Raw genomic sequence first — 23,421 nt, 5'->3', positions numbered from 1 at the left:
CTGAAGGGTGAGGCCACGGAGGAGAAGATCCAGACCGGCTTCACCATCCTCACCAAGGACAACATCGCCACCGACGGCGCCGACGCCGTCTACAAGTCCTCCTGCTGAACCCCGGATGCCGGGACCTCGCGCACTCGCGCCGAGGTCCCGGCATCCACCCCCTCCCCGCGCGAGTTGCCCCACTTTGCCGCTTCCGACACCGCTGAAGCGACAAAGTTCGGTAACTCACGCGCGCCCAGAAAGGACCGCCGTGCCGCTGGCCGACATGCCCGAACTGCTCGCCGCGCACCGCGCGGTCGGGGCCTTCAACTTCATCACCCTCGAGGTCGCTGAGGCGATCATCGCCGGTGCCGAGGCCGCGGACAGCGGCGTCATCCTCCAGCTGTCGCAGAACGCCATCGCGTTCCACGGGGGTCTCGCCCCCGCCGGCTCCGCCGCCCTACGTCTCGCCGAGTCCGCGCGCGTGCCCGTCGTCGTGCACCTCGACCACGCGACCGAGGAAGCACTCGTCGACGAGGCGTTGGCCGTCGGCATCCGCTCGGTCATGTTCGACGCCGCCCATCTCGCCGACGCCGACAACCTCGAGCGCACCGCCGCCGTCGCCACCCGCGTGCACGCTGCCGGTGGCTGGATCGAGGCCGAGCTCGGCGAGATCGGCGGCAAGGGCGCCCACGCACCCGGCGTGCGCACGGACGTCGACGAGGCGGTGCGCTTCGTCGACACCACGGGGGTCGACGCCCTCGCCGTCGCCGTCGGCAGCGAGCACGCGATGCGCGAGCGCAGCGCGAGGCTCGACGAGGACCTCATCGCCGAGCTCGCCGCGGCCCTGCCCGTGCCGCTCGTGCTGCACGGGTCGAGCGGAGTCGCCGATGCGGGCATCGACGGAGCCGTGCGCGCGGGCATGCGCAAGATCAACATCGGCACCCACCTCAACACCGTGCTGACGGCATCCGTCCGCGCCGAGCTCGACCGGGACCCGGATGCCATCGACCCCCGCCGGTGGCTCGCTCCGGGCCGCGCGGCGGTCGCCGATGAAGTGCGGCGCCTGCTCGGTGTCGTGACGGGTGTCGGCGCATGACCGGCATCGTCACCCTGACCGCCGCCGGGGCGATCGACGCCACCTACCGCGTCGGGACCCTGCGCCGCGGCGCCTTCGCCCGCGCCGACAGCTACGCGCGCGAGGTGAGCGGCAAGGGGGTGAACGTCTCGGCCGCTCTCGCGGCGGGCGGCGCCGACACCGCGGCGGTGGTCGTGCTCGGCACCGACGACGTGCGCTTCGCCCGCGCCGGGCTGACAGCTCCGCTGCTGCGCATCGTCGAGGTGCCGGGCGCGACCCGCGTGAACACGTCGATCATCGACGCCGGCGGTGCGACCACGAAGGTCAACGCGCCCACTCCACCCCTGTCGCCGGAGGCATGGGATGCCACGATCTCGGCCCTGGGTGTGGAGCTCGCCGCCCGCACCTCGCCCTGGCTCGTCATCTCGGGCAGTCTGCCGGAACTCGCCGGGACCGGGGCCCTGGTCGACCTGGCCGCCGTCCGCGCGATAGCGCGGGAACACGGGGCGCGTGTCGCGGTCGACACCAGCGGCGCCGCCCTCGACGCGCTGCTCGCCGACCCCGTCGGCATCGACCTGCTGACCCCCAATGCCGAGGAACTGTCGGCGACGGTGGGGCGTCCGCTCGACACCCTCGGCGATGTGGTCACCGCCGCACGGGAGATCGTGTCGCGCGGGGTGACGACCGTACTGGCCAGCCTCGGTGCCGACGGCCTCATCGCCGTGACCGCCGACCGCGAGGTCTTCGCGCGGGCCGAGGCCCCGTCCGTCGCCAACACCGCCGGGGCGGGGGACGCCGCCCTCGCCGGCTTCCTCCTCGGCCTCACGAGGGAACCCGCCGCGGGCGTCGACCCGCTCGCCGTCGCCGCCGCCTCGGCCGCCGAGTGGGGAGCGCACGCCGTGGCGCACGCGTCGACGATCGTCGAGGGGCCGCCGCTCGGCATCCGGGCCGTGATCGAGACGACTCCTGACCTCTCTCATGCGCTGACCGACGAGGGGCAGGCGTGAGCGCCGTCGCCCCCGAGATCGCCGCGGCCGTCACCGACGTCGCGCGCATCCGTACCCGCGCGATCGACCGCGTCGCCTACGCCAACGACGCCTCGCACTATCTCCTGACCCCGGATGCCGTCGTGATCGCCGCCGACGCGCTCGAGGTCGGAGCGATCCTGCGGGGGGCCACGGCATCCGGTACCCCCGTCACGTTCCGCTCGGGCGGCACGAGCCTGTCGGGGCAGTCGTCGGGAGCGGGGCTGCTGGTCGACGTGCGACAGGGGTTCGGACGCATCGACGTGCTCGACGGCGGTCGCCGGGTGCGCTCCCAACCCGGGGCGACGGTGCGCCAGGTGAACGCGCGGCTGCTGCGGCACGGGCACCGCCTCGGACCCGATCCGGCGAGCGAGGCCGCTTGCACGATCGGCGGGGTCGTGGCGAACAATTCCAGCGGCATGGCGTGCGGGACCGTGGAGAATTCGTATCGCACCCTCGAGGGGCTCGTGCTGGTCCTGGCATCCGGAACCGTCGTCGACACGGCCGCGCCCGATGCCGACGCGCTGCTGCGCGAGCGCGAGCCCGCCCTCGTCGAGGGGCTGATGCGTTTGCGCGAACGGGTCGTCACGAATGCCGCGAGCGTCGCCCTGATCGAGCGGCAGTTCGCGATGAAGAACACCATGGGGTACGCGCTCAACGCTTTTCTCGACTTCGACACTCCCGCGGCCCTGCTCGCGCACCTCGTCGTCGGGTCGGAGGGCACCCTCGCGTTCGTCGCCGAGGCGACCTTCCGCACGGTGCCGATCCGCCCGGCCATCGCGACGACCCTCGTGGTGTTCCCAACGCTGGACGCCGCGACGCGCTCCCTTCCTGCGCTGGTCGCGACCGGGGCGGCGACGCTGGAGCTGATGGATGCCACCTCCCTCCGCGTCGGTCAGCGTCTGGCCGGCACTCCCGCCGCCATCCACGGGTTCGAGGCGACGACGCAGGCGGCGTTGCTCGTGGAGTACCACTCGGACGACGATCTCGCGCTCCGGGAGCTCGCCGGGGCGGGCACACGCGTGCTCGCCGCCGAAGACCTTCTCGACGCGGCCGTCTTCTCCCGTGACCCGGTGCAGCGCGCCGCCGCGTGGACCTTCCGCAAGGGCCTCTACGCCTCGGTCGCCGGTGCCCGACCCAGCGGGACGACGGCTCTGCTCGAAGACGTCGTCGTGCCGGTCGAGCGGCTCGCCGACACGTGCGAGGGCCTGCAGGGGTTGTTCGAGCGTTTCGGCTACGCCGACAGCGTCATCTTCGGCCACGCCAAGGACGGCAACATCCACTTCATGCTCACCGACCGATTCGAGGGCGCGAGGGCGCTGGGTCGATTCGAGGGCTTCACCGACGCGATGGTCGACCTCGTGCTGGCGGCGGGCGGCAACCTGAAGGCCGAACACGGCACGGGCCGGGCGATGGCGCCGTACGTGCGTCGGCAGTACGGCGACGAGCTCTACGACGTGATGGTGGAGCTGAAGCGTCTGCTCGATCCGATCGGCATCCTGAACCCGGGCGTGATCATCAGCGATGACCCCGGGGTGCACATGCGCGACCTCAAGGCGCCCGTGTCGATCGAGCCCGAGGCCGACCGCTGCGTCGAGTGCGGATACTGCGAGCCGGTGTGCCCGAGCCGATCGCTCACCCTCACCCCGCGGCAGCGGATCGTCGTCCGGCGCGCCTCGGTTGCCGCCCGGGAGCGCGGAGACGGCGCCCTCGTCGCCGAGCTGGAGAAGGACTACGACTACGACGGTGTGCAGACCTGCGCCGTCGACGGCATGTGCCAGACCGCGTGCCCCGTGCTCATCAACACCGGGACGCTGATGAAGCGCTTCCGTCGAGAAGATGCCAACCCGCTGGTGGCCGCGGGGTGGTCGGCCGCGGCGACCGGGTGGGGTGCGGTGACGCGGGCGGGGTCGGCGGCGCTCTCCGTGGCTGCGGCGGTTCCGATGCCCGTGGTGCGGACGGTGACGGATGCCGCCCGCGCGGTGCTCGGAACGGATACGGTGCCACGGTACTCGGCGGAGCTGCCGTCGGGTGGGGCGTCTCGTCGCTCGCTCGGCTCGCGGATCGGCGCGCCGGGCGTCGAGCCGGTGGCGGTGTTCCTGCCCGCGTGCGTGGGCAGCATGTTCGGGCCCGTTGACGGAATCGGCGCGACCGCGGCGTTCGTGCGACTGCTCGAGCGCGCCGGGGTCGCGGCGGTGGTGCCGGACGGAATCGATGCGCTGTGCTGCGGAACCCCGTGGTCGTCGAAGGGCTACGCGAAGGGGCACGCGACGATGTCGGCCCGCGTGCGCGCAGCCGTCGGCGAGGCCACCCGCGACGGCGCCCTGCCGGTCGTGTGCGATGCGTCGAGTTGCACCGAGGGGTTCGCGGCGACGCTGCGCGACGAGGGAGTGGAGGTTCTGGATGCCGTGGCCTTCGTGGCATCCATTCTTCTCCCGCGTCTCACCCCGACGCCGGTGGCCGAGCTGCTGGCCCTTCACCCGACGTGCTCGTCGACGCAGCTGGGGATCGATCCGGCGCTGCGGGCCGTCGGCGAAGCCGTGGCATCCGAGGTGCGTGTCCCCGACGCGTGGGGCTGCTGCGCCTACGCCGGCGATCGCGGGATGCTGCACCCCGAGCTCACCGAGGCCGCGACCGCTCCCGAGGCGGCCGAGGTCGCCGGCTGGGGCGCCGATGCCCACGCCTCGTGCAATCGCACGTGCGAGCTGGGCATGACGAAGGCGACGGGGGAGTCGTACGTGCACGTGCTGGAGCTGTTGGAGCGGGCGACGCGGTGAGGGGACGCGTCTTCACGGGCGCGTCCCCTTTGCACGTCGGCGTCGCCGGTCACCGGGAAACGAAGACGAGCATCATCGCCGCCAGGGCCGCGCCGAGCGAGAGCCACAGAAGCCACCGATGCCACCGTCGGGGCTTTCCGGGTGGGTTGCCGACGGGCTGCGTGGCGAGACCGAGTTCTGCGCGGATCTCATTGGCGCGGATCTGCAGACGATCCTGAAACTCCGCGTGCGCGAGGCCGCCCCCGGGCACGCGGAGCGCGTTCGCGATCGACGATGCGATCTGCTGCTCGAGATCCACGAGTTCGCGGCGAAGACGGTCCTCGCGGCGGACCAGGTCGGAATCGTCCATGATGCCTCTTCGGCAGTGACTGACGGCCGCATGGCCGATCGAGAATTCAGTGTCGGGGTCGGGCTGGGAGTTGCCGAGAGCTTTACAAACGGAGGGGGCCCGTGGTGCGAAGCCGATCGGCTTCGCACCATCCCGAGCCAGGAGAATGCACGGCGCGGGGACAGATTGCAAGAGGTGGTAGCCGCGATGTGCTGCTGACAGCATCCGGCTATGGCAGCGGGACTCAAGCGACCGCGGGCGCAAGGGCGCCCCAACCGATGAGCGCCGTCTGGGAGGCTCTCGCCGCCCTCGTCGATCCGATCCTGGCGTTCCTGGGCCGAGAGAAGGACTACCGCGACGCGGAATCTCCCCCCGATGATCCTGCGCCGACCTAGGACGTGGTGGAGGGAACGCTCACCAGTCGCGAATCTGTGCCCCCTTCTCACGGCGTCCGGGCTCGGCCGGTCGATCTCCCGAACAGGAGCACTGTCAGGCGCGCAGAATGTTGAGTATGGCTCTCGTGCCCCACACCCCCCAAGCAGTCGCTGAATCTCTGTGCGTCGCGCTCGACCCGCTCATGACGCTGCACGGCTTCGCTGCCGGACAACCGGGATGCTCCACGTCCACGGTCGGGGTTGTGTACTGCTCGGAGCACGGCGACTTCCGCCGCCGGTTCCCGGCGCTCGCGCCCGATATCGGGTATCCAGATGACGGCGCATGCACGGACCTCAACGTCCATATCGACCTCGACAATCCCGCTCGCCTCCGGGAGGTTCAGCTCGACGGTCATGGCCTCGAAGAACTCGCCCGCGACGCCCAGAGAGACGATCTGCAGGAGCACATCGGCCGTCTGTATGCCGTGCCGCTGGGCGAGGCCATCCCCCTTCTCAACGAGGTGATGACGGCGATTCTCTCGACCGCTTCTGAGGCGTCCCCATCCGAACGCGATGGCCCTCCTTCCCCGTCGTGACCGCAGGACGCGGGCGGTGCGTCATCCACCGGCTTCGCGCCCCGAAGGCGCCATCTACGCAGTCCTTCTCACGCGCATCTTCTGGGCGTATCTCGTTGACGCGCAGAGCGGCATGGGCGGGGACAAGCTGGGCAGGACTATGCGGATGGGTATGTCCGTGATCTTGGTGGCGCGCCGGTTGTCGGCGCGCACGTCGTAGTACTGCTCGCGGTCCTTTCGCTCGGCTCTGGCGTCAGACGGCGGCGAGTGGACAACCTGGGTGGACGTCGAGAAGTGAAACAGGTCTGTCAGTATGGCGTCATGTCCGGCACGCCTAGGCTCACCCCTGTACTTGCCATACTCGCCTTGACGACTGCGGCGTTGGCCGGGTGCGCCGCCGCAGAGCCAGGGGCAGTTGAGACGTCCAAAGCATCCGCTCCCAATGCAGTCACCGAGCCGGTGACCGGAGCTACGCCGGCGCCGCCATCGGCCGATTCGGAGACCTGCTCTGGCATGTCGGAGGTCTACGGCTCCACCAGGGGTCCGTATCTTGAGCGGCGGGGGACGCTGCGGGATCTCGGCGCACGTGAGTTCGCGCGGGGCGAGGTGACATTCGATGAGGACGGCGCCCCCGTGACCTATACCGTTGAGCCTGGCGACGTGGAGGCGGTGATCGCCGAACGGTTCTGCGCGTACCCGACCCTCGGCCCGATGAATCACGTGCGCACGATCCAACCGGAGCAGGTGCTCTGGCTGACCCCCGACCCCGACACTCCTTGGGTGCCGTACTTCGCCCCCGAGGACGCGCCCGCGGGGTTCGAACAGATTCCGTACCAGCAGGCGATCGAGTCCGCAGGCAGGGCAGTCGATGCCGGTGACGTGGACACCGTGCAAGCCGTCTGGAATGACACCCTCAAGGCCATGTTCGTGAATCAGAACACCATCGACGCTGTCCAGAAGGTCGTCGACTCCGGCGACCTCGACGCGCTTCGCCAACTCTTCTCCTGACGCCGCCGATGTAGCGTTTCTCCGCCGGGGGAGGGCTGAGCGAAACGGAACGTGCACGTGCTGGAGCTGTTGGAGCAGGCGACGCGGTGAGGGGACGCGCCCGGCAGCGGACGCGTCCCCTCTCGCTCACTGCGAAGCCGGCAACTCCGCGGCGCTGTCGCGGTCGGCATCCAGGGTGCTGCTGTCGATCACGAAGCGGAAGCGGATGTCGTTGGCGACCATCTCGTCGAAGGCCTCGTTGACCTGCTGCACGGGGATGACCTTCACCTCGGCGGCGATCCCGTGCTCGGCGGCGAAGTCGAGCACCTCCTGCGTCTCGGCGATGCTGCCAATCAGCGAGCCGGCGATCGTGATGCGGTTCATCGACACGAAGCCGAAGTCGATGCCCTCCTCGTGGATCGGCTCGAGCATGCCGACCGTCACCAGCGCGCCGTCGTGGCGGACGAGCGAGAGGTAGGGCTTCATGTCGAACGGCGTCGGGATGGTCGACAACACGAAGTCGATGCTCGAGGCATGGGCCTCGACGGCATCCTCGTCGGTCATGTCGATCACGTCATCGGCCCCGAGGGCACGCACGGCGTCGGCCTTGTCGGGGCTGGTGGTCAGTGCGATCACGCGGTCGGCGCCGCGGGCCTTCGCCAGCTGCACGGCGAGGTTGGGCTGGCGGCAAGCCACGCCGCGGGGAGCGAAAGCCGAGGGGCGGAACCACGAGGACGAGCATCGCAGGAAAGGCGATAAAGTCTGAGGCCATGCGGCTAGTCAGGGTAGATGTTCGCTTCTTCCGTTCCTTCAACTACGACTTCGAATTGAAAGGCCGACCCACTAGCGAACCGCTCAGCTGGGAGGAGACAGACCCAGCGTGGTATCCGTTTGTGCGTGTTCCCATCGAGCGGGACGTCACAGCGGTAGTCGGGGCAAATGAGGCTGGAAAAAGCCAGCTGCTCCTCGCCATCAAGGCAGCGTTGTCGGGAGCGCCAATTGCGCGCGCTGACTTCTGCCGCTACAGCGAGCTCTACTCCGTCCAGGCCGGGGAAATCCGTCTCCCTGAGTTCGGCGGCACCTTCACCGTCGAAGATGGCGATACCGGCCTGGCCGTGCTGGACGGTGTTCGTGAATTCACTCTTTACCGCCCGGGGTCCCAGCCGGCGTTCCTGGTGATCAACGACGAACGTGTGTCACTGAGCTCGGCCGACTTGCAGACCCTTCAAGGCCACCTGCCGACCTACTACGAACTCCAAACAGACCTCGCCCTCCCCATCAGCGTGTCGATCGGGCAGCTCGCCGGTAAGAAAGCCACGACACTGCAGGACCGCTCGCATCGAAGCAGTCTCTTCGGACTCCTCATGGGTTTTGTTGGCGGGACGGACGCGACGGCGGTGGGATCAGCGGTCCTTCCCCAGCTCTCCTCCGGGCCTCGGCAAAGCGCCGCAGACATCCAACGTCACCACGATGAGTACGAATTAGCGCGAACCCTCCTCGTCGACATCGCGAAGGTGGACGGGTCCACCTTCGTCGACCTTGAAGAAGCAATCGCCGCCGAACGGGAAGGTCAAGTCGCCGCAATTGTCGGAGGGATCAACTCGGCGATCCGCGAAAACTTGAACATCCAACGGTGGTGGACGCAGGACCGCGACTTCGACCTGCTCGTCGAAGCGCGTGAACACGAACTGGCCTTCACCATCCAAGACCGCACGGCATCCAAGTACTCTTTCGGCGAACGCAGCCAGGGTCTGCGGTTCTTCTTGAGTTATTTTGTTCAGCTCACCGCTCATCGTCTGCGCAACACCGTCGCCGACATCCTCCTGCTGGACGAGCCCGACGCCTTCCTCTCCAGCGTCGGGCAGCAAGATCTTCTGCGCGTTCTTCACGAGTACGCAGCGCCGGAAAACGGGGGCCCCCGCAGCCAAGTCGTGTACGTGACACACTCACCGTTCCTGATCGACAAGAACGCCCCTCATCGCATCCGCGTTCTTGACAAGGGACCCGACGATGAGGGGACCCGGGTAGTGCGCGACGCCGCGAACAACCGCTATGAACCGTTGCGTTCCTCGCTTGGGGCGTACGTGTCCGAAACGGCCTTCATCGGCGGACGCAACCTTCTCGTGGAAGGGGCGGGAGACCAAATTCTCATTGCCGGCATGGCCGCTCACCTGGCTCGACGCAACGGAAGTACATCAGGGGTTCTCGACCTCAACGCCGTCACCGTCGTGGCCGCCGGCGGCGCAGACAACATTCCCTACCTCGCCTACCTGGCAAGAGGTCGCGACACCGTTAAACCCGCGTGTGTGGCACTGCTAGATGGGGACGAGTCCGGCCGCAGGGCAGAGTCGGTGTTGAGGAGGGGAGAGGCTCGCCGCAAAAGGGTTCTCCAGGACAAGTACATCCTTCGACTCGACAGCTGGGCCATAGGCGCCAGCATTAGCGGCGATGATGGCGTGATTGTGCTGGAGATTGAGGATCTCATCCCGGTCTCCGTCGCCCATAGAGCGGCTTTGAACTACCTGAGCCGCTTCCACGATCCGGATGCGGAGCAGCTTCGCAGCTTCACCCCGGGGTCCATCGCAGATCGTCTGGCGGACAACGCGGGCCAGTTGTGGAACGCCCTCGCCTCCGCGTACGAGCAGGCCTTCCCTGACGAGCACATTGAGAAGGCGGGCTTTGCCCGGGAAGTTGTCTTCCTCCTCGACGTGAACCCTAACGCCGAAGGGTGTGACGACCTACGGTTGAGATTCGGAGCGCTCCTGGCCGACGTTGCCGACCTTCTCGATGACGCGTTCTCCGACGAAGAACGACTGCGGATGGACGACCGTCTGAAACGAGCAGTGCGGAACTTCACCCGCAACCACACCGACGGCATCAAGAAGCCCGACGCCCGACGGCTGCTCCGCGAAATCGAAGGAGCCCTCAGTGACTCTCCTTTCGGAGACGATCTCCGCGGCCGAGCTCACGCAATCACGCGCGACTTCGAACTCGGGGACTGGGCACATCAAACCGTTCCACGTTTCGACGAGTTCAAGGAACGCATTCTCGCTTTCGGTACCAGCGAACGCATTGCCTACCAGGACGACGCCGCGAAAGATCCTTCAGCGTCACTCCTGCACACCACGCCATCTCCAGAAACCTCCTCACCCGCCAGGGGAGAGACGGGGAAGTCACGGGATAAGAAAGACGCCCGGAACACGTGACCGTGACCGCTGACGCCAACGCGGCTTTGCGAGCAGCTCCCGCTGTTGTCGCTGAGGTTGGCGGTCCTGGACGACGCTCGAGAGTGGTCCACTCAGCCCGCGGCCGAGCCCGCTCATGCTGGCGGGCGACGCCCTTACGTGCCCGAGGCCACGCCGTCATCGCGGTTTGTGACCTGATCCGACTCATGGGTCGACCATACGCACGCTGAGAGCCCTTCTCCAGGCCCCCAATGTGGTGCGAAACCGATCGGTTTCGCACCACTCATGATCACGCGCGCCACGCGTATCGAGGAGCCCGTCAACTCGCGGGCACGATCGGTGCAAAACCCCGTTGCGAAACCCGGGGCCGTGCAAAACGGGTCCCGACCCTTTCGCATCGGTTGTTCTTGTTTCGGCGGCGCGTGCCCCGAGGGAGACACGGCGCCGTGTCGAGGGGGCGGGGCTCCGGCCCGAGGGAGCGCCGACTGAGGTCGTCCTCTCGTCCGGAGAGACCGTGCGCGCGCAGCGCTCACAGCTCCGCCGTCAGGGTCCGGCCGGCGCCAACCGCAACGCCCCCGACGCCGTCACCTCTACCCGCACGGCATCCAACCCGTCCACCACGAGGTCGGCGGTCAACTCCTCTTCGGCCGTCGTGCCGGTCAACGCCAACACGGCGCACCCCGCCGCGCGGGCCGCGGCGATGCCGGCCGGGGCGTCCTCGACGACGAGGCAGCGAGCCGGGTCGACGCCGAGGCGGGCGGCGGCCAACAGGAACGGCTCAGGGTGCGGCTTGCCGTGGACCACGTCGTCGACCGTGACGAACACGTCGGGCCGGTCGTAGCCGGCCGCGGCGAGACGGGCGGTGGCGATCGGCACCGACCCCGATGTGACGATGGCCCGGCGTTCGGCCGGCACCGAGGCGAAGAACGCGTCGGCGCCTCGGATGGGGAGAAGGCCCACCGCATCCGTCACCTCGAGGTCGGTGACGTGCGCGAGGGCTTCGGCATGCCGGTCGGCGGGCAGCAAGTGGCCCACGAGCGTGCGCGCGGGCTGGCCGTGGTTGGCGTGCAGGGCCTCCATTGACACGTCGAAGTGCTCGGCGAATCGGCGCCATGACCGCACGACGGATGCCGTGGAGTCCACTAGCGTGCCGTCGAGGTCGAAGAGTACGGCGTCGAACTCGCGGGTGAAGATCTCGGCGTCCGCATCGACCGGCCGCCGGATCCCCAGCGCCGGCAGGACGCGGGCCAGTTGCTGCGCCGTCGACAGCTCGGCGTCGACAGCGGTCACCGGGATCGAGGGTGCCACGGGGGCGGTGTCGGGCCGGTGCGCGTCGCGAGACGCCCCGCGCGAGGAGCGGCGGGATGCCAGCACGGCGGGGTCTCCGTCGACGTGCACGACGTGCGGCTCGCTCGGGGTGAGAGCCTCGCGCAGGGCGTCCCACTCAGGGCCCCCGGTCAGCTCGGTGGTGAACGGCGCCACGACCACCACGCGGCCCGCGGTGGAGAGGGCGTCGGCGGCGGTGGCGCGGAGGGCGGCGTAGCGTCCGGCGCGGATCGCCGGGGCGTGCGGCGAGGTGAGCCAATGGCCGTCGAGCGCGCCCTCGGGGAGCGCATCGAGCAGCGGTGTCGTCACGCTGTCGAGATCGATCAGGGGGGCGCGGAGCGCGATAGCGAGAGCCCGACCGAGCGTGCTCTTGCCACTGCCGGCGGTCCCGGCAACGACGACGGCGAGGATTTCGGGCATTTGACACGGCGTCGGCATACCCCCACCATAGACGTAGCAAGTCACCGGTGTCATGCTTGGAATTCCGGGGCTCGAAGAAGTTCCGGAGAGGACGGCCGCTCGTGCGAGACACCGGTGACATGACCCAGGCCGCTGCGCGCACCCCGCTCGATGCGTCGACCGGCCTGCACGCCGGGCTCGACCTCGGCAGCACCGCCATCAAGATGCTCGTCATCGACGATGCCGGCCGCGAGGTCGCGGGTGCCCAGGTGCCCACACCGTGGCGTGTCGGCGAGGGCGGCACCACCGACATCGCCGCCGACGACCTGCTGGCCTCGGTGCGCACGCTCATCGACCTCGTCGAAACCGACCTCGCCCCGCTGACCGCCCAGCCGCTGACCTCGCTCGCCGTCGCCGGCATGGGGGAGACCGGCATCCTGATCGACGCGAACGGTGCCGCGGCGGGCCCGGGCTTCGCCTGGTTCGACCCGCGCGGGCTCGACCAGATCGCGGCGTTCCCGCAGGCGGTTCGCGAGGAGTTCGCCGGCCGCACCGGGCTGCCCCTCGGCGCTCAGGTGAGCGTCGCCAAGCTCGCCTGGCTGCGCGACCAGGGCACCGACCTCACCGGCCTCCGGTGGCTCGACCTCCCCGAGTTCGTCGTCGCAGCCCTCGGGGGCGACGTCGCCCTCGAGCTGTCCCTCGCCTCGCGCACCGGGCTCATCGACCAGGACTCTGGCGCCGCCTGGCCCGCCATGCTCGACGCGCTCGGCGTCGACGACGCCCTGCTTCCGCCGCTCCGCGGTGGCGGCCTGCCCTGGGGCACGGCATCCGAGGCCTTCGGGCCGCGCGTCGCGGGCGCCGCCCTCACCGTCGCGGGCCACGACCACCTCGTCGCCGCGCAGGCCAACGGGACCCTGGATGCCGGGAGCTACCACGTCTCGCTCGGCACCGCCGAGGTGCTGCTGCGCGTGCTCGACGCGCCGCTCGGGTACGCGGCCCGCCAGCGCCTCGCCGACGCGCTCATCAACGAGGTGCGCCACGTCGTGCCCGGCCAGCACGTGCTCGTCGCCGGGGTCAAGACGGGGCTGCTGCTGCGCCGCGCGCTGCACGCGGCGGGGATCAGCGACCGCGCCGGTCGCGACGAACTGGATGCCGCGGTCATGGCCCTGCCCTACGAGGGCGAGCTGCCGGCCGGTGCGATCGAGGTCATCGGCGCCCGCAATGATGACGGCGTCCTGCGCCTGACGCTGCACACCGAAGCTTCACCGGCCGAGATCTTCGGCGCGGTGCTTCGGCACAGCAACGACGAGGTCGCCGCACTCATCGCCGCCATGGACCGCGAGGTCGCGCCCGCGACCCGCTCCACCCTCACGGGCGGGTGGGCGGGTATGGCGAGCGTCCGCCGAGCCCGCGCCGAGGTGCTGCCCGATGCGTCCCTGTCCACCCGCGAACAGGACGTCGCATTCGGAGCCGCCGACATGGCGCGGCGGCTCGTCTCGGCATCCGTCCCCTCCTGAAACCACCGCCCCCACCGCATCCCGCCCGCGACCGGGCGCGAGACAGAACCCCAGAGAAGAGAGATCATGAACGAACTCACCACCCTCGAGCGCCGCGCGCTCCAGTCGATCAGCACCCCCGACGGCCACATGCTCATCGTCGCCGCCGATCAGCGCAACGGCATGAAGGCCGCGATCAAGGACGCCCCCAACGGCTCCGACGCCATCTCGCGCGAAGAGCTCGCCGCGGTGAAGGCCGACCTCGTGCGCCACCTCGCCAACCACGCCCCCGCGATCCTGCTCGACCCCGAGGTCGCGCTGCCGCAGATCGTCGACGACGGTGTTCTCGACCGCGACACCGGACTCGTCGTGGGCCTGGACGCCTCGGGCTTCGAGACCGTCGATGGCCTGAAGTACACGCGCTTCGTGCCCGGCGTGACGCCGCGCACGGTCCGTGACATGGGCGGCACCGTCGCGAAGATGCTCTACTACACGCGCCCCGACAAGCAGGATGCCGACTCCCGCGTCGCCCAGGAGATCCGCGACCTCGTCGCTGCCTGCGAGGCCGAGGGCCTGCTGCTGATCGTCGAGCTGCTCACCTACCAGCTCGAGGACGAGAGCGACGAGGAGTACAAAGCGAAGTTCGCCGACCTCGTCGTCGACGGCGCCGCCCTCGCCGTCGCGTGCGGCTCCAAGATCCTGAAGCTCCAGTACCCGGGCTCGGCCGAGGCCAGCGCCCGCGTGACCGAGGTCGCCCAGGGTGTGCCGTGGGCCGTGCTGTCGGCCGGCGTCGACCACGAGACCTTCATCGAACAGGTGCGCACCGCCGTCGCGAACGGTGCTTCGGGCGCGATGGCCGGCCGCTCGCTGTGGAAGGACAGCCTCTCGATCGACGCCGACCGCCGCGAGGAGCTGCTTTCTGGCCGCGCCCTGCCGCGCCTGCGCGAGCTCGCCGACGCCGTCGACGGCCGCTGACATGCGCTCGACCGCCCGGCGCCGGGTACGTCCATGACCGCGTCCGACATTCGTCGGTCGAGGATCCCGCGTGTGCATGCGGGGGATGGATGCCACGGTGCCGGGCGGGAGGGCTCTCCTTTCGCCCGGCGGGGAGCGGTGTCGGCCCTCGCCGGCCCGGCACGGGTCGACGGTGACCGGCCGATAGGGTTGCACGTCGAAGCCGCCACTCGCCCACATCCCGGAGGTGCCTCGTGACGACGATGCGCGACGTCGCCCAGCGCGCGGGTGTGAGCACCAAGACCGTCTCGCGAGTCTTCAACGACGACCCCCACGTGCTGCCCGACACCCGGGCGCTCGTCGAGGCCGCGATGCGCGAGCTCAACTATGTGCCCAACGCCCTGGCGACCACGTTCCGCGCGGGTCGCGCCTCCGTCATCGGCGTGGCCGTGCCCGACGTCGTCGACCCCTTCTTCGCCGCCATCGCGCGCAGCGTCGAAGACACCGCGCGACGCCACGGCCTCTCCACCCTCGTCACGAGCCTCGGCGAGAACCCGGCCGACGAGCGGGCCGCGCTCGAGTCGCTCCTGGGCCGCCAGCTCACCGGGCTCGTCATCGCCCCCGTCGGCACCGACCATTCGTGGCTCGAGCGGTGGCGCGGGCACACCCCCATCGTCTTCGTCGACCGCGCCCCCGCGGGGCTGACGACCGACACCTTCACCGAGAACGACGAGGCCGGCGCCCACCTCGCCACCGCCCACCTGCTCTCGCACGGGCACCGTCGCATCGCCTACCTCGGCGACATGGTCCACCTCTCCACCGAGACCAAACGCGTCGAGGGGTGGCGCCGGGCCCTGCGCGAGGCCGGGGTCGAGATCGACGAGCGTCTCGTGGCCTCGCAGGTGTCCGACCGCGAGACCGCGGCATCTGCTCTGGACAGGCTGCGCGCGCTCGACGAGCCGCCGACCGCGATCTTCTCGGCGAACGCCCGCTCGTCGATGGCGCTCGCGCACGTGCTGCGCGGTGATCCGTTGCCGTTCGTGGGCTTCGGCGACTTCCCCATGGCCGACACGCTCAGCCCCGCCGTCACCGTGATCGACCAGGATCCTCGCCGTATCGGCGCGCTCGCCGCCGAACGGGTGTTCGCGCGGCTCGAACCCGATGCCGGTCTCGGGCTCGACGAGGTCACCGTCATCGACGTGTCTTTGGTCGAGCGGGAGTCCTGCCGCCTCTGACGCTGCCGCGTCTCGCCGCCAGCCGGCGCGCTCCGGCTGCCGGCGACGCGCTGCTACCAGCGGCGGCCCCGCCGCGGGCGCCGCCCCCGGCGCGGCGCCCGCGCCGCCGGTGACGCCCCTGGCGCGGCGCCCGCGCGCCGGTGATGAGCGGAGGGCCTGGGCCGAGGGGAGGATCCCCGCGGGTCGATCCTCCTCCGCTGGTCCCCGCTCCTCCGCCCGTCACGCGCCTCCACCCGTCGCGCGCCACCGCCTGTCACGCGACCCCGCCCGCCTCGCGCCTCCGCCTGTCACGCTCCTCCGCCCATCACGCGCCGCCGCCCGCCTCGAGCCGCCACCCGCCTCGAGCCACCACCCGAAAACACATCGCCCCGGCCGAGGCAAGAGCCCGCGCGCGATCAGGTGCGCCGGATAGAACGGAGGGGACCAGCCGCCACCGCTCCCGAGAAGAGGGCTCCGATGACGACCTTCCCGCACGCTCCGCGCCGCACCGACGCCCAGACGGGGGTGACGGCATGAGGCTCACCGATACGAGCGATCTGTGGTGGAAGACCGCGGTCTTCTACAACCTCGACGTCAAGACGTACCTGGATGCCGACGGCGACGGCGTGGGCGACCTGCGCGGTCTCGCGCAGCGGCTCGACCACCTCGCCGAGCTCGGCGTGACGTGCCTGTGGCTCGCCCCGTTCTACCCCTCGCCCCAGCGTGACAACGGCTACGACATCGAGGACTACTACGGCGTCGATCCCCGCTACGGCTCGCTGGGCGACATGGTGGAGGTGTTGCGCACCGCGCACGACCGCGGCATGCGCGTGATCGTCGACCTCGTGGTGAACCACACCTCCGACCAGCATCCGTGGTTCAAGGACGCCCGCTCGAGCCCCGACAGCCGCTATCGCCACTTCTACCAGTGGCGCGACGACGTTCCCGAGGACGCTCCCGCCAGCATGTTCCCCGACGTCGAAGACGGTGTCTGGTTCTTCGACGAGACAGCGGGTCAGTACTACAAGCACTCGTTCTACCGGCACCAGCCCGACCTCGCCACCGACCACCCCGAGGTGCGTGAGGAGATCGCGAAGGCCATCGGCTTCTGGCTCGAGCTCGGTATCGACGGTTTCCGGGTGGATGCCGTGCCGTTCGTCATCGACGGCGACGACGGCCCCGAGCACGAGTTCCTGCGGGAGCTGCGCGGCTACGTCTCGCGGCGCAGCGGCCACGCGATGATGCTCGGCGAGGTCAACCTGCCGTACGACGAGCAGATGCGTTTCTTCGGCGACGCCGACGGCGACGAGCTCACGATGCAGTTCGACTTCGTCGCCAACCAGCGTCTGTACCTGGCCCTCGCGAGACAGGATGCCACGCCCTTGCGCGAGGCGATCGAGTCGCGGCCCGCGATCGCCCGCGGCAATCAGTGGGGAAACTTCGTGCGCAACCACGACGAGCTGACTCTGGATCAGCTCAGCCCGGCCGAGCGCGACGAGGTCTTCGCCGCTTTCGCCCCCGACGAGGGCCAGCGCATCCACGGGCGCGGCATCACGCGACGCCTGCCCTCGATGCTCGAGGGTGATCCGCGTCGCATCCGCATGGTCTACAGCCTCATGTTCTCGCTGCCGGGATCGCCCGTGCTCTATTACGGAGAAGAGATCGGCATGGGCGAGAACCCCACGATCGAGGGCAGCAGGGCGGCGGTGCGCACACCCATGCAGTGGACCGGCGCCGACGACGCCGGCTTCTCGCCCGCCGACGAACTCATCGCCGAGATCGTGCCCGGGGGCTTCGGCCCGCAGCACGTCAATGTGGCGCAGCAGCGGAACGATCCCGACTCGATGCTGCGATTCGTCCAGAACCTTGTGCGGCACTACCGCGCCTCGCCCGAGATCGGGTGGGGGGAGCTCGGCATCCTGGATCAACCGCACACGTGCGTGCTGGCGCACTCGGTCACGAGCGAACTCGGCATGTTCGTCGCCGCGCACAACTTCGCGCCCGACGGTCGCGCCTTCCGCCTCGAGATCGACGGAGCGGATGCCGAAGGCTGGAGCGTCGTGAACCTGCTCGACGACGACTCCGGCGCCGAGACGCTCGAGCGCGGCGGCTTCGACGTGTCGCTCGACGGGTACGGGCACCGGTGGTGGCGGGTCATCCGGCCGGGGGAGCGGCGGATCGCCTGAGCCTTGGTGGCGGGCGCGGCGGGGAGCGAGCGAGCGCGACGCCCCCCGATGACGCCGCGCCCGCCGCGGAGATGGGCCGGTCGGCTGTGCGTCCGGCCCGCGCGAGCGGCGGGTCCCCCCGACCTCTCGCTCGCGGTCTCGTTCCATCCAAACACAGCCCCTCGTAAATAGCACCCACCGGTTGCTTGTAATTACAAGCATCCGGCGTGTTCGGGTCGTCTACGATCGACACGTGGGTCGCGGCGCCGTCGGACCACCCTCCCGGTACTCCCGTCGAGTGGTGGCGAATGTGGACCGCCTGCGGAGGGCGAAGGGCCTCTCCGTCGGCGAGTTGCTTCAGCGCGCCGGAATGACGAAGAGCTACTACCAGTCCCGCGCCGGATTCTCGCTGCCCTACAACACCAACGACATCGAAGCCCTCGCCGCCGCCCTCGGCGTGACCCCCGAAGAGGTCGCTAGTCCCGAGACCGCCGCGCGCATCGAGATCCGGATTCCTGTCGTTCCCCTGGCCGCGCGCGTGCGTCGACTGGTCGAGAGCCACGCCGCCACCGAGGACGAGCTCTTGCAGCACCTCGCCGACATCGATCCGTTCCTCGCCCGCGGCGCGAGCACTCTCCTCTCCGCCGAGACCTCCAGCGTCGTCCTCGACGAGGAGGTGCTCCGGCTCATCACGCACTGGGCCGACGTGCCCACCGAATACCTCACGGATCACACCGACGAGGCGGTGACGGAGCGGACGGATGCCGAGCTCGAGCTGCGCGAGGCCATGCGCGCCGCCGGGGCCAGCAGCATCCAGTTCCGCGCCCTCGGGCAGATGTCACCCGACGCCCTGCGCGCCATCGCCCACTCCCTGCGCAGCGGGCCGCCCGCGGGATGAGCGGCCGACGGGGGGAGGCGGCCGTGACGGAGTCGGACGACATGATGCGGCGCGTGCGCGCGCGCACCGATCGCGCTGTGGGCCGGGCGGGCATCGAGGTCGGTATGGCCTTCGACGACATCGTGCGGGCGGTCGAGGATGCCGTGGAGATCCGCCTGCGCGTCGTGGAAGAAGCCGACACCCAGGGGTGGGGCACGCTCACCGGTTTCCTCACGGTCTTCGACGACCAGCGCGTGGGCACCATCCACGTGCGCGCATCCGACCCGGCGCTCTATCGCCAGTTCGCGGCGTCTCACGAACTCGGTCACCTGCTCGACGACGCGCATTGCAGTGGTGCGTTGCAGGAGCGGTCCTCGGTGTCGCCCTACGACGACCCGACGCTGAGCACCCCGGAGTTCGAGGCCGAATTGGTCGCCGAGCACGTGGCCCACCGCATCGCCGGCGTGCTCTACGGCGACCCGCGTGTCGCGGAGTCGTCGTGGTGACGGTCGCCCTGATCGATGTGGCGCTGGTCGGACTGCTGGCCGTCGTCATCCTCCGCGCACGCGCGGCGTTGCGGTATCCGCGGGCGCGGATCGCGTGGTGGGGCGCGCTGGTCGGGGCGGTCGCGCTCCTCACCCAGGGCACGGTGATCCCGCTCGCTCAGCTCGACGGCGTGCTCGGCGGCACGAACGTGCTCAAGCTCGTGCAGAACGTCCTCACGATGGTGGCGCTGTGGCTCGGCATCCAGGCGGGCACCGCCCCGGTCTCCGCGCGCGTGCACACGCTCCGGTGGCGGTTCCCCGTGCTGCTCGGCATCCTGTTCGCGGTCGTCTTCTTCGTCGCCCTGCCCGAGCGCGGGACCTCGTCGTTCCGTTTCGTCGAGGACGCGGCAGAGACCTCGACGGGCGCGTGGCTGTACGGCGTCGTGCACATGGCGGGGATCGCTCTGGTGGGGGCTCTGCTCTTCCGCTCGGCCCGCGGGTCGCTCCCGGCCGTGCGCCCCTTCTTCCGCGTGGGTGCGGTGGGCATCGTGCTCGGCTGCGTGAGCGAGATCCTCGACCTCACGCTGACTCGGTTCTTCGGGACGAACCTCGTCGTGGGCGCTCTGTTCGACCCGCTGTTCTACCTCGGCGTCGTGGCGTTCGTCGTCGGGATCCTGCGGGCGTCGCGCGCGTCGGCGCGCATCCGCCGTCGGGGCGAGGAACTGCTGGCGCGACTCGGCGATCTGGCCCGCAGACGCGGCGTCCGGCGCCTCGCCGCCGTGTCGTCCGATGCTCCCCTCGACAGTCGCCTGCACGCACTGCGGGTCGCCATCGAGGACGCCGCGATCGCCGCCTCGTCGCCGTTGACCGGCGAGCAGCGCGCGTTGCTCGATGACGTCGACGCCCATCTGACTCGACAGACCATGGGAGCCCGCGCATGATCCGTTCCTTCGTCGTCGGTGCCGGTGTCGTCACCGCCGCCGTCGCGATCGCCCACACCGCTCTCGCCGGATACGTCGCCCGCAGATTGGTCGCCCCCCGCGCGCCGAAAGTGTTCGCGCCGGTGTTCATCGAGGGCGACACGGTGTCGGTGCCGGTGATCGACGACAGTCGCGAGCCCGGCGTCTACGGGCTGCGGTTCGACGACGGATCGCACCTGCCGGTGGGCGACATCGTGCGGGTCGAGCGCGACCGTGTCGTCCGCCGGATCCTCGCCCGGCCGGAGGGGCTGGACGACGGCGAGGCGTTGGCCGCGTGGACCTCGCAGAACATCGGCGCCCCCGAAGACGTCGGCCCCACACGCCACGTCGCTGTTCCGCTCCGTCGCGGCGGCACCGCCGAGGCGTGGGAGATCGGCGATCGCGAGACGGCCGACGGGCGGTGGACGATCCACGTGCACGGTCTGCGCTCCAGTCGCAACGGCGCCCTGCGTTCGGCGCCCGCGACGACGGATGCCGGTTGGATGTCGCTCGTGGTGTCGTACGCGGGCGACGAGGAGTGCGCGCCCGCCGACGTCCTGCCCTCGAGCCTCGGCACGCGCGAATGGCGCGACGTCGACGACGCGATCGCCTACGCGGTCGCGTGCGGTGCGCGCGAGATCGTCCTGGTCGCGTGGTCGATGGGCGGCACGATCGCGATGCTCGCGCTCGAGGAGTCGCCGCACCGCGGCACGGTGACCGGACTCGTGCTGGTCGCCCCGGCGCTGGATTGGACGCGGGTCGTCGAGAACGCCGTCGCCGGGGCCCACCTCCCGCGCTCGGTCGCCGCAGCGGCCATGCGCGTGCTGGGCAGCCCGATCGGCGCCCGTGCGCTCGGACTCATCGAGACGGTCGACGCCCGCGCGCTCACCTGGGTGGGCGGACACCGACCCGGACCGCGCATCCCGACGCTGATCCTGCACAGTCGTCTCGACCCTGTGGTGCCGTTCTCAGGGTCGGTCGCGTACGTCGAACGGCATCCGGATGCCGACCTGGTGGCGTTCGACGCGACCGGCCACTGCAACGAGGCCAACCAAGAATCCGAGCGTTTCCACGACGCCATCGACGGATTTTTACGGTCCCTCTGAGCGCGGCGGCGGCGTTCCCGGGCATCGACGCAGGTCGCGGAGCGCCGGGGGAGGTCCCCGAGCCCGTCGAGGGGCCCTCCTCGTGAGTCCGCGGCGGCGGCGGTCTCTGAGCGTGTCGAAGGGACCGATCGTTCTGCTGCGCCGGTGGAGTCAGTGGGCTCCGCAACCGCGGTCTTCGCCGGCGGTCGGGGCCTAGGCGCCGAGCACCTCGGCGATCGCACCCCGTGCCCCGCGCTCGGCCAGCGAGGCACGCGCGGCAAGGTAGGCCTCGCGCAGGCGCAGGCTCTGTCCGAGGTCGCCGAACACCGGCGCGTAGTCGAGCAACGCGGCGGGGTCGTCGGTCACGATCGCGCGCAGCTCGTCCAGGCGGCTGTCGACCGCGGGGGTCTCCGCGCCGTCCTCGGTGCGACCTTCCAGGAAGACGCTCCACGCCGCCAACACGAGGGCGGCGTGGTCGATGCGCCCACCCGCGGCGAGCTGCTCGCGCACGACCGGCAACAGGAACTTCGGCAGCCGGTCGGAGCCGTCGACGACCTGTCGCGCGAGCGTGTCGCGGATGGCCTCACTGCCGAACCGCTCGATGAGCTGGTCGCAGTACGCATCGAGGTCGATGCCCGGCACCGGCCGCAGGGTGGGGATGGCCTCGTGGTGCATGTACCCCTGCAGGAACGACACGAACAGCGGGTCGGTGCACACCTCGTGCACGTACTCGGCGCCCGAGAGGATCCCGAGGTAGCTCATCGCCTGGTGCGAGGCGTTGAGCAGGCGCAGCTTCATCAGCTCGTACGGCTCGACGTCGGCGACGAGCTGCACGCCGACCTCGTCGAACGGGGGCCGACCCGCGGGGAAGGCATCTTCGAGCACCCACTGCTCGAACGATTCCGAGCGCACGGGCCAGCGATCCCGGATGCCGAACTCTTCGGCGATCGCGGCACGTGTCTCATCGGTGGTGACCGGGGTGATGCGATCGACCATGGAGTTGGGGAACGACACGTTCTCGGCGATCCAGGCGGCGAGCTCGGAGTCGCGGCGCTCGGCGAAGCCCAGGAGGGCGGCGCGGGCGACGTGGCCGTTGCCCTGGATGTTGTCGCAGGACATGACGGTGAAGGCGGGGATGCCGGCATCCCGGCGTCGACGAAGGGCCTCGGTCAGCAGGCCCATGACGCTACGCGGGGGAGTGGAGCCGTCGAGATCGGCGAGGGTCAATTCGTCGCGGGGCGCGTAGGCGCCGGTCGCGTCGTCGATGCCGTAGCCACCCTCGGTGATGGTGAGCGAGACGATGGCCGTGTCGGGATCGGCGAGTTTGGCGACGACGGCCTCGGGGTCGTCGGGGGCGAAGAGGTATTGCACGATCGAGCCGACCACGCGGGCTGTGGAGGAGCCGTCGGGGGCGGTGGTCACGAGCGTGTAGAGGTCGTCCTGCGCGGCGAGGGCATCGCGCATCGGGGCGTCGAACGACAGCACGCCCACCCCGCACAGCCCCCACTCGGTGTGGCCGGCCTCGAGCAGGCGGTCGAGGTACATCGCCTCGTGCGCGCGGTGGAACCCGCCGACGCCGAAGTGCACGATCCGCGAGCGCACGGCGGAACGGTCGTAGGTCGGCACGGAGACGTTCGCCGCGAGCGAGGAGAGGGCGTCAGCGGTGAGATCGGTCATGCGGGGCTCCGGAGTGGTGGTAGCGGGGCGCGTGAAGTGCCGGAGTTCGCCGCTTCGGACGGTGCCGCGGCGACAACTTCTGGCGCCTCACACGATTGAGGTCGGGGTGAGGGTCCTGGTCCCTTCGACGAGCTCAGGGACCTCGTGTAGGGGCGCGAGCCCGGTGGCTGAGCCTGTCGAAGCCTCCGGGCGGCAGGGGTGGATGCCGGGACCCTCGCGTGAGCGTGAGAATCCCGGTCCCTTCGACGAGCTCAGGGGCCTCGCGTGGGGGCGCGAGCCCGGTGGCTGAGCTTGTCGAAGCCTCCGGGCGGGAGGGGGTGGATGCCGGGACCTCGGCGCGAGTGCGCGAGGTCCCGGCATCCGGGGTTTCAGCAGCTGGACTTGTAGACGGCGTCGGCGCCGTCGGTGGCGATGTTGTCCTTGGTGAGGATGGTGAAGCCGGTCTGGATCTTCTCCTCCGTGGCCTCACCCTTCAG

Annotated in this window: 18 protein-coding genes; 14 read left to right on the top strand and 4 right to left on the bottom strand. The window is 70.2% G+C overall.

Translation table 11 applies throughout. From position 1 onward, the window contains the following. Positions 1-250 precede the first annotated feature (250 nt). The 3 genes from ASF76_RS16505 to ASF76_RS16495 are packed head-to-tail and all read left to right on the top strand — an operon-like array spanning position 251 to position 4,859. Positions 251-1,078, top strand: a complete 828-nt coding sequence (locus ASF76_RS16505; RefSeq protein WP_235561349.1) for a class II fructose-bisphosphate aldolase — start codon at positions 251-253, stop codon at positions 1,076-1,078. Next, positions 1,075-2,064: a 1-phosphofructokinase family hexose kinase gene (locus tag ASF76_RS16500; RefSeq protein WP_055960445.1), complete on the top strand. Its 990-nt coding sequence runs from the start codon at positions 1,075-1,077 to the stop codon at positions 2,062-2,064. Before ASF76_RS16505 ends, ASF76_RS16500 begins: the two co-directional genes overlap by 4 nt. Then, positions 2,061-4,859, top strand: coding sequence for an FAD-binding and (Fe-S)-binding domain-containing protein (locus tag ASF76_RS16495; protein ID WP_055960442.1), 2,799 nt, complete (start codon positions 2,061-2,063; stop codon positions 4,857-4,859). Before ASF76_RS16500 ends, ASF76_RS16495 begins: the two co-directional genes overlap by 4 nt. Before the next feature lie 49 nt (positions 4,860-4,908). On the opposite strand, the gene ASF76_RS16490 is transcribed toward ASF76_RS16495, so the two are convergent. Next, positions 4,909-5,208, bottom strand: a complete 300-nt coding sequence (locus tag ASF76_RS16490) for a hypothetical protein (RefSeq protein WP_055960439.1) — start codon at positions 5,206-5,208, stop codon at positions 4,909-4,911. Between the two features lie 490 nt (positions 5,209-5,698). Between ASF76_RS16490 and ASF76_RS16485 the strand changes: the two genes are divergently transcribed. After that, positions 5,699-6,157 (top strand): hypothetical protein, encoded by a 459-nt coding sequence (locus ASF76_RS16485; RefSeq protein WP_055960436.1) that lies wholly within the window; start codon positions 5,699-5,701, stop codon positions 6,155-6,157. A gap of 300 nt (positions 6,158-6,457) precedes the next feature. Beyond that, positions 6,458-7,144, top strand: a complete 687-nt coding sequence (locus ASF76_RS16475) for a hypothetical protein (RefSeq protein WP_156459308.1) — start codon at positions 6,458-6,460, stop codon at positions 7,142-7,144. Positions 7,145-7,270: 126 nt separating this feature from the next. On the opposite strand, the gene ASF76_RS16470 is transcribed toward ASF76_RS16475, so the two are convergent. Next, positions 7,271-7,819: a zinc-binding dehydrogenase gene (locus ASF76_RS16470; protein WP_055960427.1), complete on the bottom strand. Its 549-nt coding sequence runs from the start codon at positions 7,817-7,819 to the stop codon at positions 7,271-7,273. 74 nt (positions 7,820-7,893) lie between these two features. Between ASF76_RS16470 and ASF76_RS16465 the strand changes: the two genes are divergently transcribed. Further along, entirely contained in the window at positions 7,894-10,329 is a 2,436-nt protein-coding gene (locus ASF76_RS16465) for a hypothetical protein (RefSeq protein WP_156459307.1), read from the top strand. Between the two features lie 522 nt (positions 10,330-10,851). On the opposite strand, the gene ASF76_RS16855 is transcribed toward ASF76_RS16465, so the two are convergent. Continuing rightward, positions 10,852-12,054 carry an HAD-IA family hydrolase gene (locus tag ASF76_RS16855; protein ID WP_162240833.1) on the bottom strand — a complete coding sequence of 401 codons (1,203 nt, stop codon included), beginning with the start codon at positions 12,052-12,054 and terminating at the stop codon, positions 10,852-10,854. A gap of 119 nt (positions 12,055-12,173) precedes the next feature. On the opposite strand from ASF76_RS16855, the gene ASF76_RS16455 reads away from it, so the two are divergent. The 8 genes from ASF76_RS16455 (at position 12,174) to ASF76_RS16420 (ending at position 21,289) form a co-directional block, all read left to right on the top strand. After that, complete coding sequence (locus ASF76_RS16455) at positions 12,174-13,550, top strand: FGGY family carbohydrate kinase (protein WP_055960448.1); 1,377 nt, start codon at positions 12,174-12,176, stop codon at positions 13,548-13,550. A 66-nt stretch (positions 13,551-13,616) separates the two neighbouring features. Then, entirely contained in the window at positions 13,617-14,504 is an 888-nt protein-coding gene (locus tag ASF76_RS16450) for a tagatose-bisphosphate aldolase (RefSeq protein ID WP_055960420.1), read from the top strand. Positions 14,505-14,746: 242 nt separating this feature from the next. Then, a complete protein-coding gene (locus ASF76_RS16445) occupies positions 14,747-15,718 on the top strand; it encodes a LacI family DNA-binding transcriptional regulator (RefSeq protein ID WP_156459310.1) in 972 nt (323 codons plus the stop codon). Between the two features lie 512 nt (positions 15,719-16,230). Then, the gene (locus tag ASF76_RS16440; protein WP_055960414.1) at positions 16,231-17,883 is read left to right on the top strand and encodes an alpha-amylase family protein; all 1,653 of its coding nucleotides are present in this window, start codon (positions 16,231-16,233) and stop codon (positions 17,881-17,883) included. A 280-nt stretch (positions 17,884-18,163) separates the two neighbouring features. After that, positions 18,164-18,760, top strand: coding sequence for a helix-turn-helix transcriptional regulator (locus ASF76_RS17570; protein WP_235561348.1), 597 nt, complete (start codon positions 18,164-18,166; stop codon positions 18,758-18,760). Positions 18,761-18,783: 23 nt separating this feature from the next. Beyond that, entirely contained in the window at positions 18,784-19,245 is a 462-nt protein-coding gene (locus ASF76_RS16430) for a hypothetical protein (RefSeq protein ID WP_055960408.1), read from the top strand. Beyond that, complete coding sequence (locus ASF76_RS16425) at positions 19,242-20,165, top strand: hypothetical protein (protein WP_235561347.1); 924 nt, start codon at positions 19,242-19,244, stop codon at positions 20,163-20,165. The genes ASF76_RS16430 and ASF76_RS16425 overlap by 4 nt, the downstream gene beginning before the upstream one ends. Next, positions 20,162-21,289, top strand: a complete 1,128-nt coding sequence (locus tag ASF76_RS16420; RefSeq protein WP_055960400.1) for a serine aminopeptidase domain-containing protein — start codon at positions 20,162-20,164, stop codon at positions 21,287-21,289. The genes ASF76_RS16425 and ASF76_RS16420 overlap by 4 nt, the downstream gene beginning before the upstream one ends. 192 nt (positions 21,290-21,481) lie before the next feature. On the opposite strand, the gene ASF76_RS16415 is transcribed toward ASF76_RS16420, so the two are convergent. Continuing rightward, complete coding sequence (locus ASF76_RS16415) at positions 21,482-22,945, bottom strand: mannitol dehydrogenase family protein (RefSeq protein WP_055960397.1); 1,464 nt, start codon at positions 22,943-22,945, stop codon at positions 21,482-21,484. Positions 22,946-23,421 lie beyond the last annotated feature (476 nt).

Origin of the sequence: Microbacterium sp. Leaf151, from assembly GCF_001424225.1 — a bacterium.
In the GTDB taxonomy this organism is placed as follows: Bacteria; Actinomycetota; Actinomycetes; order Actinomycetales; family Microbacteriaceae; genus Microbacterium.
This window is presented reverse-complemented; position numbering and strand designations above follow the sequence as displayed.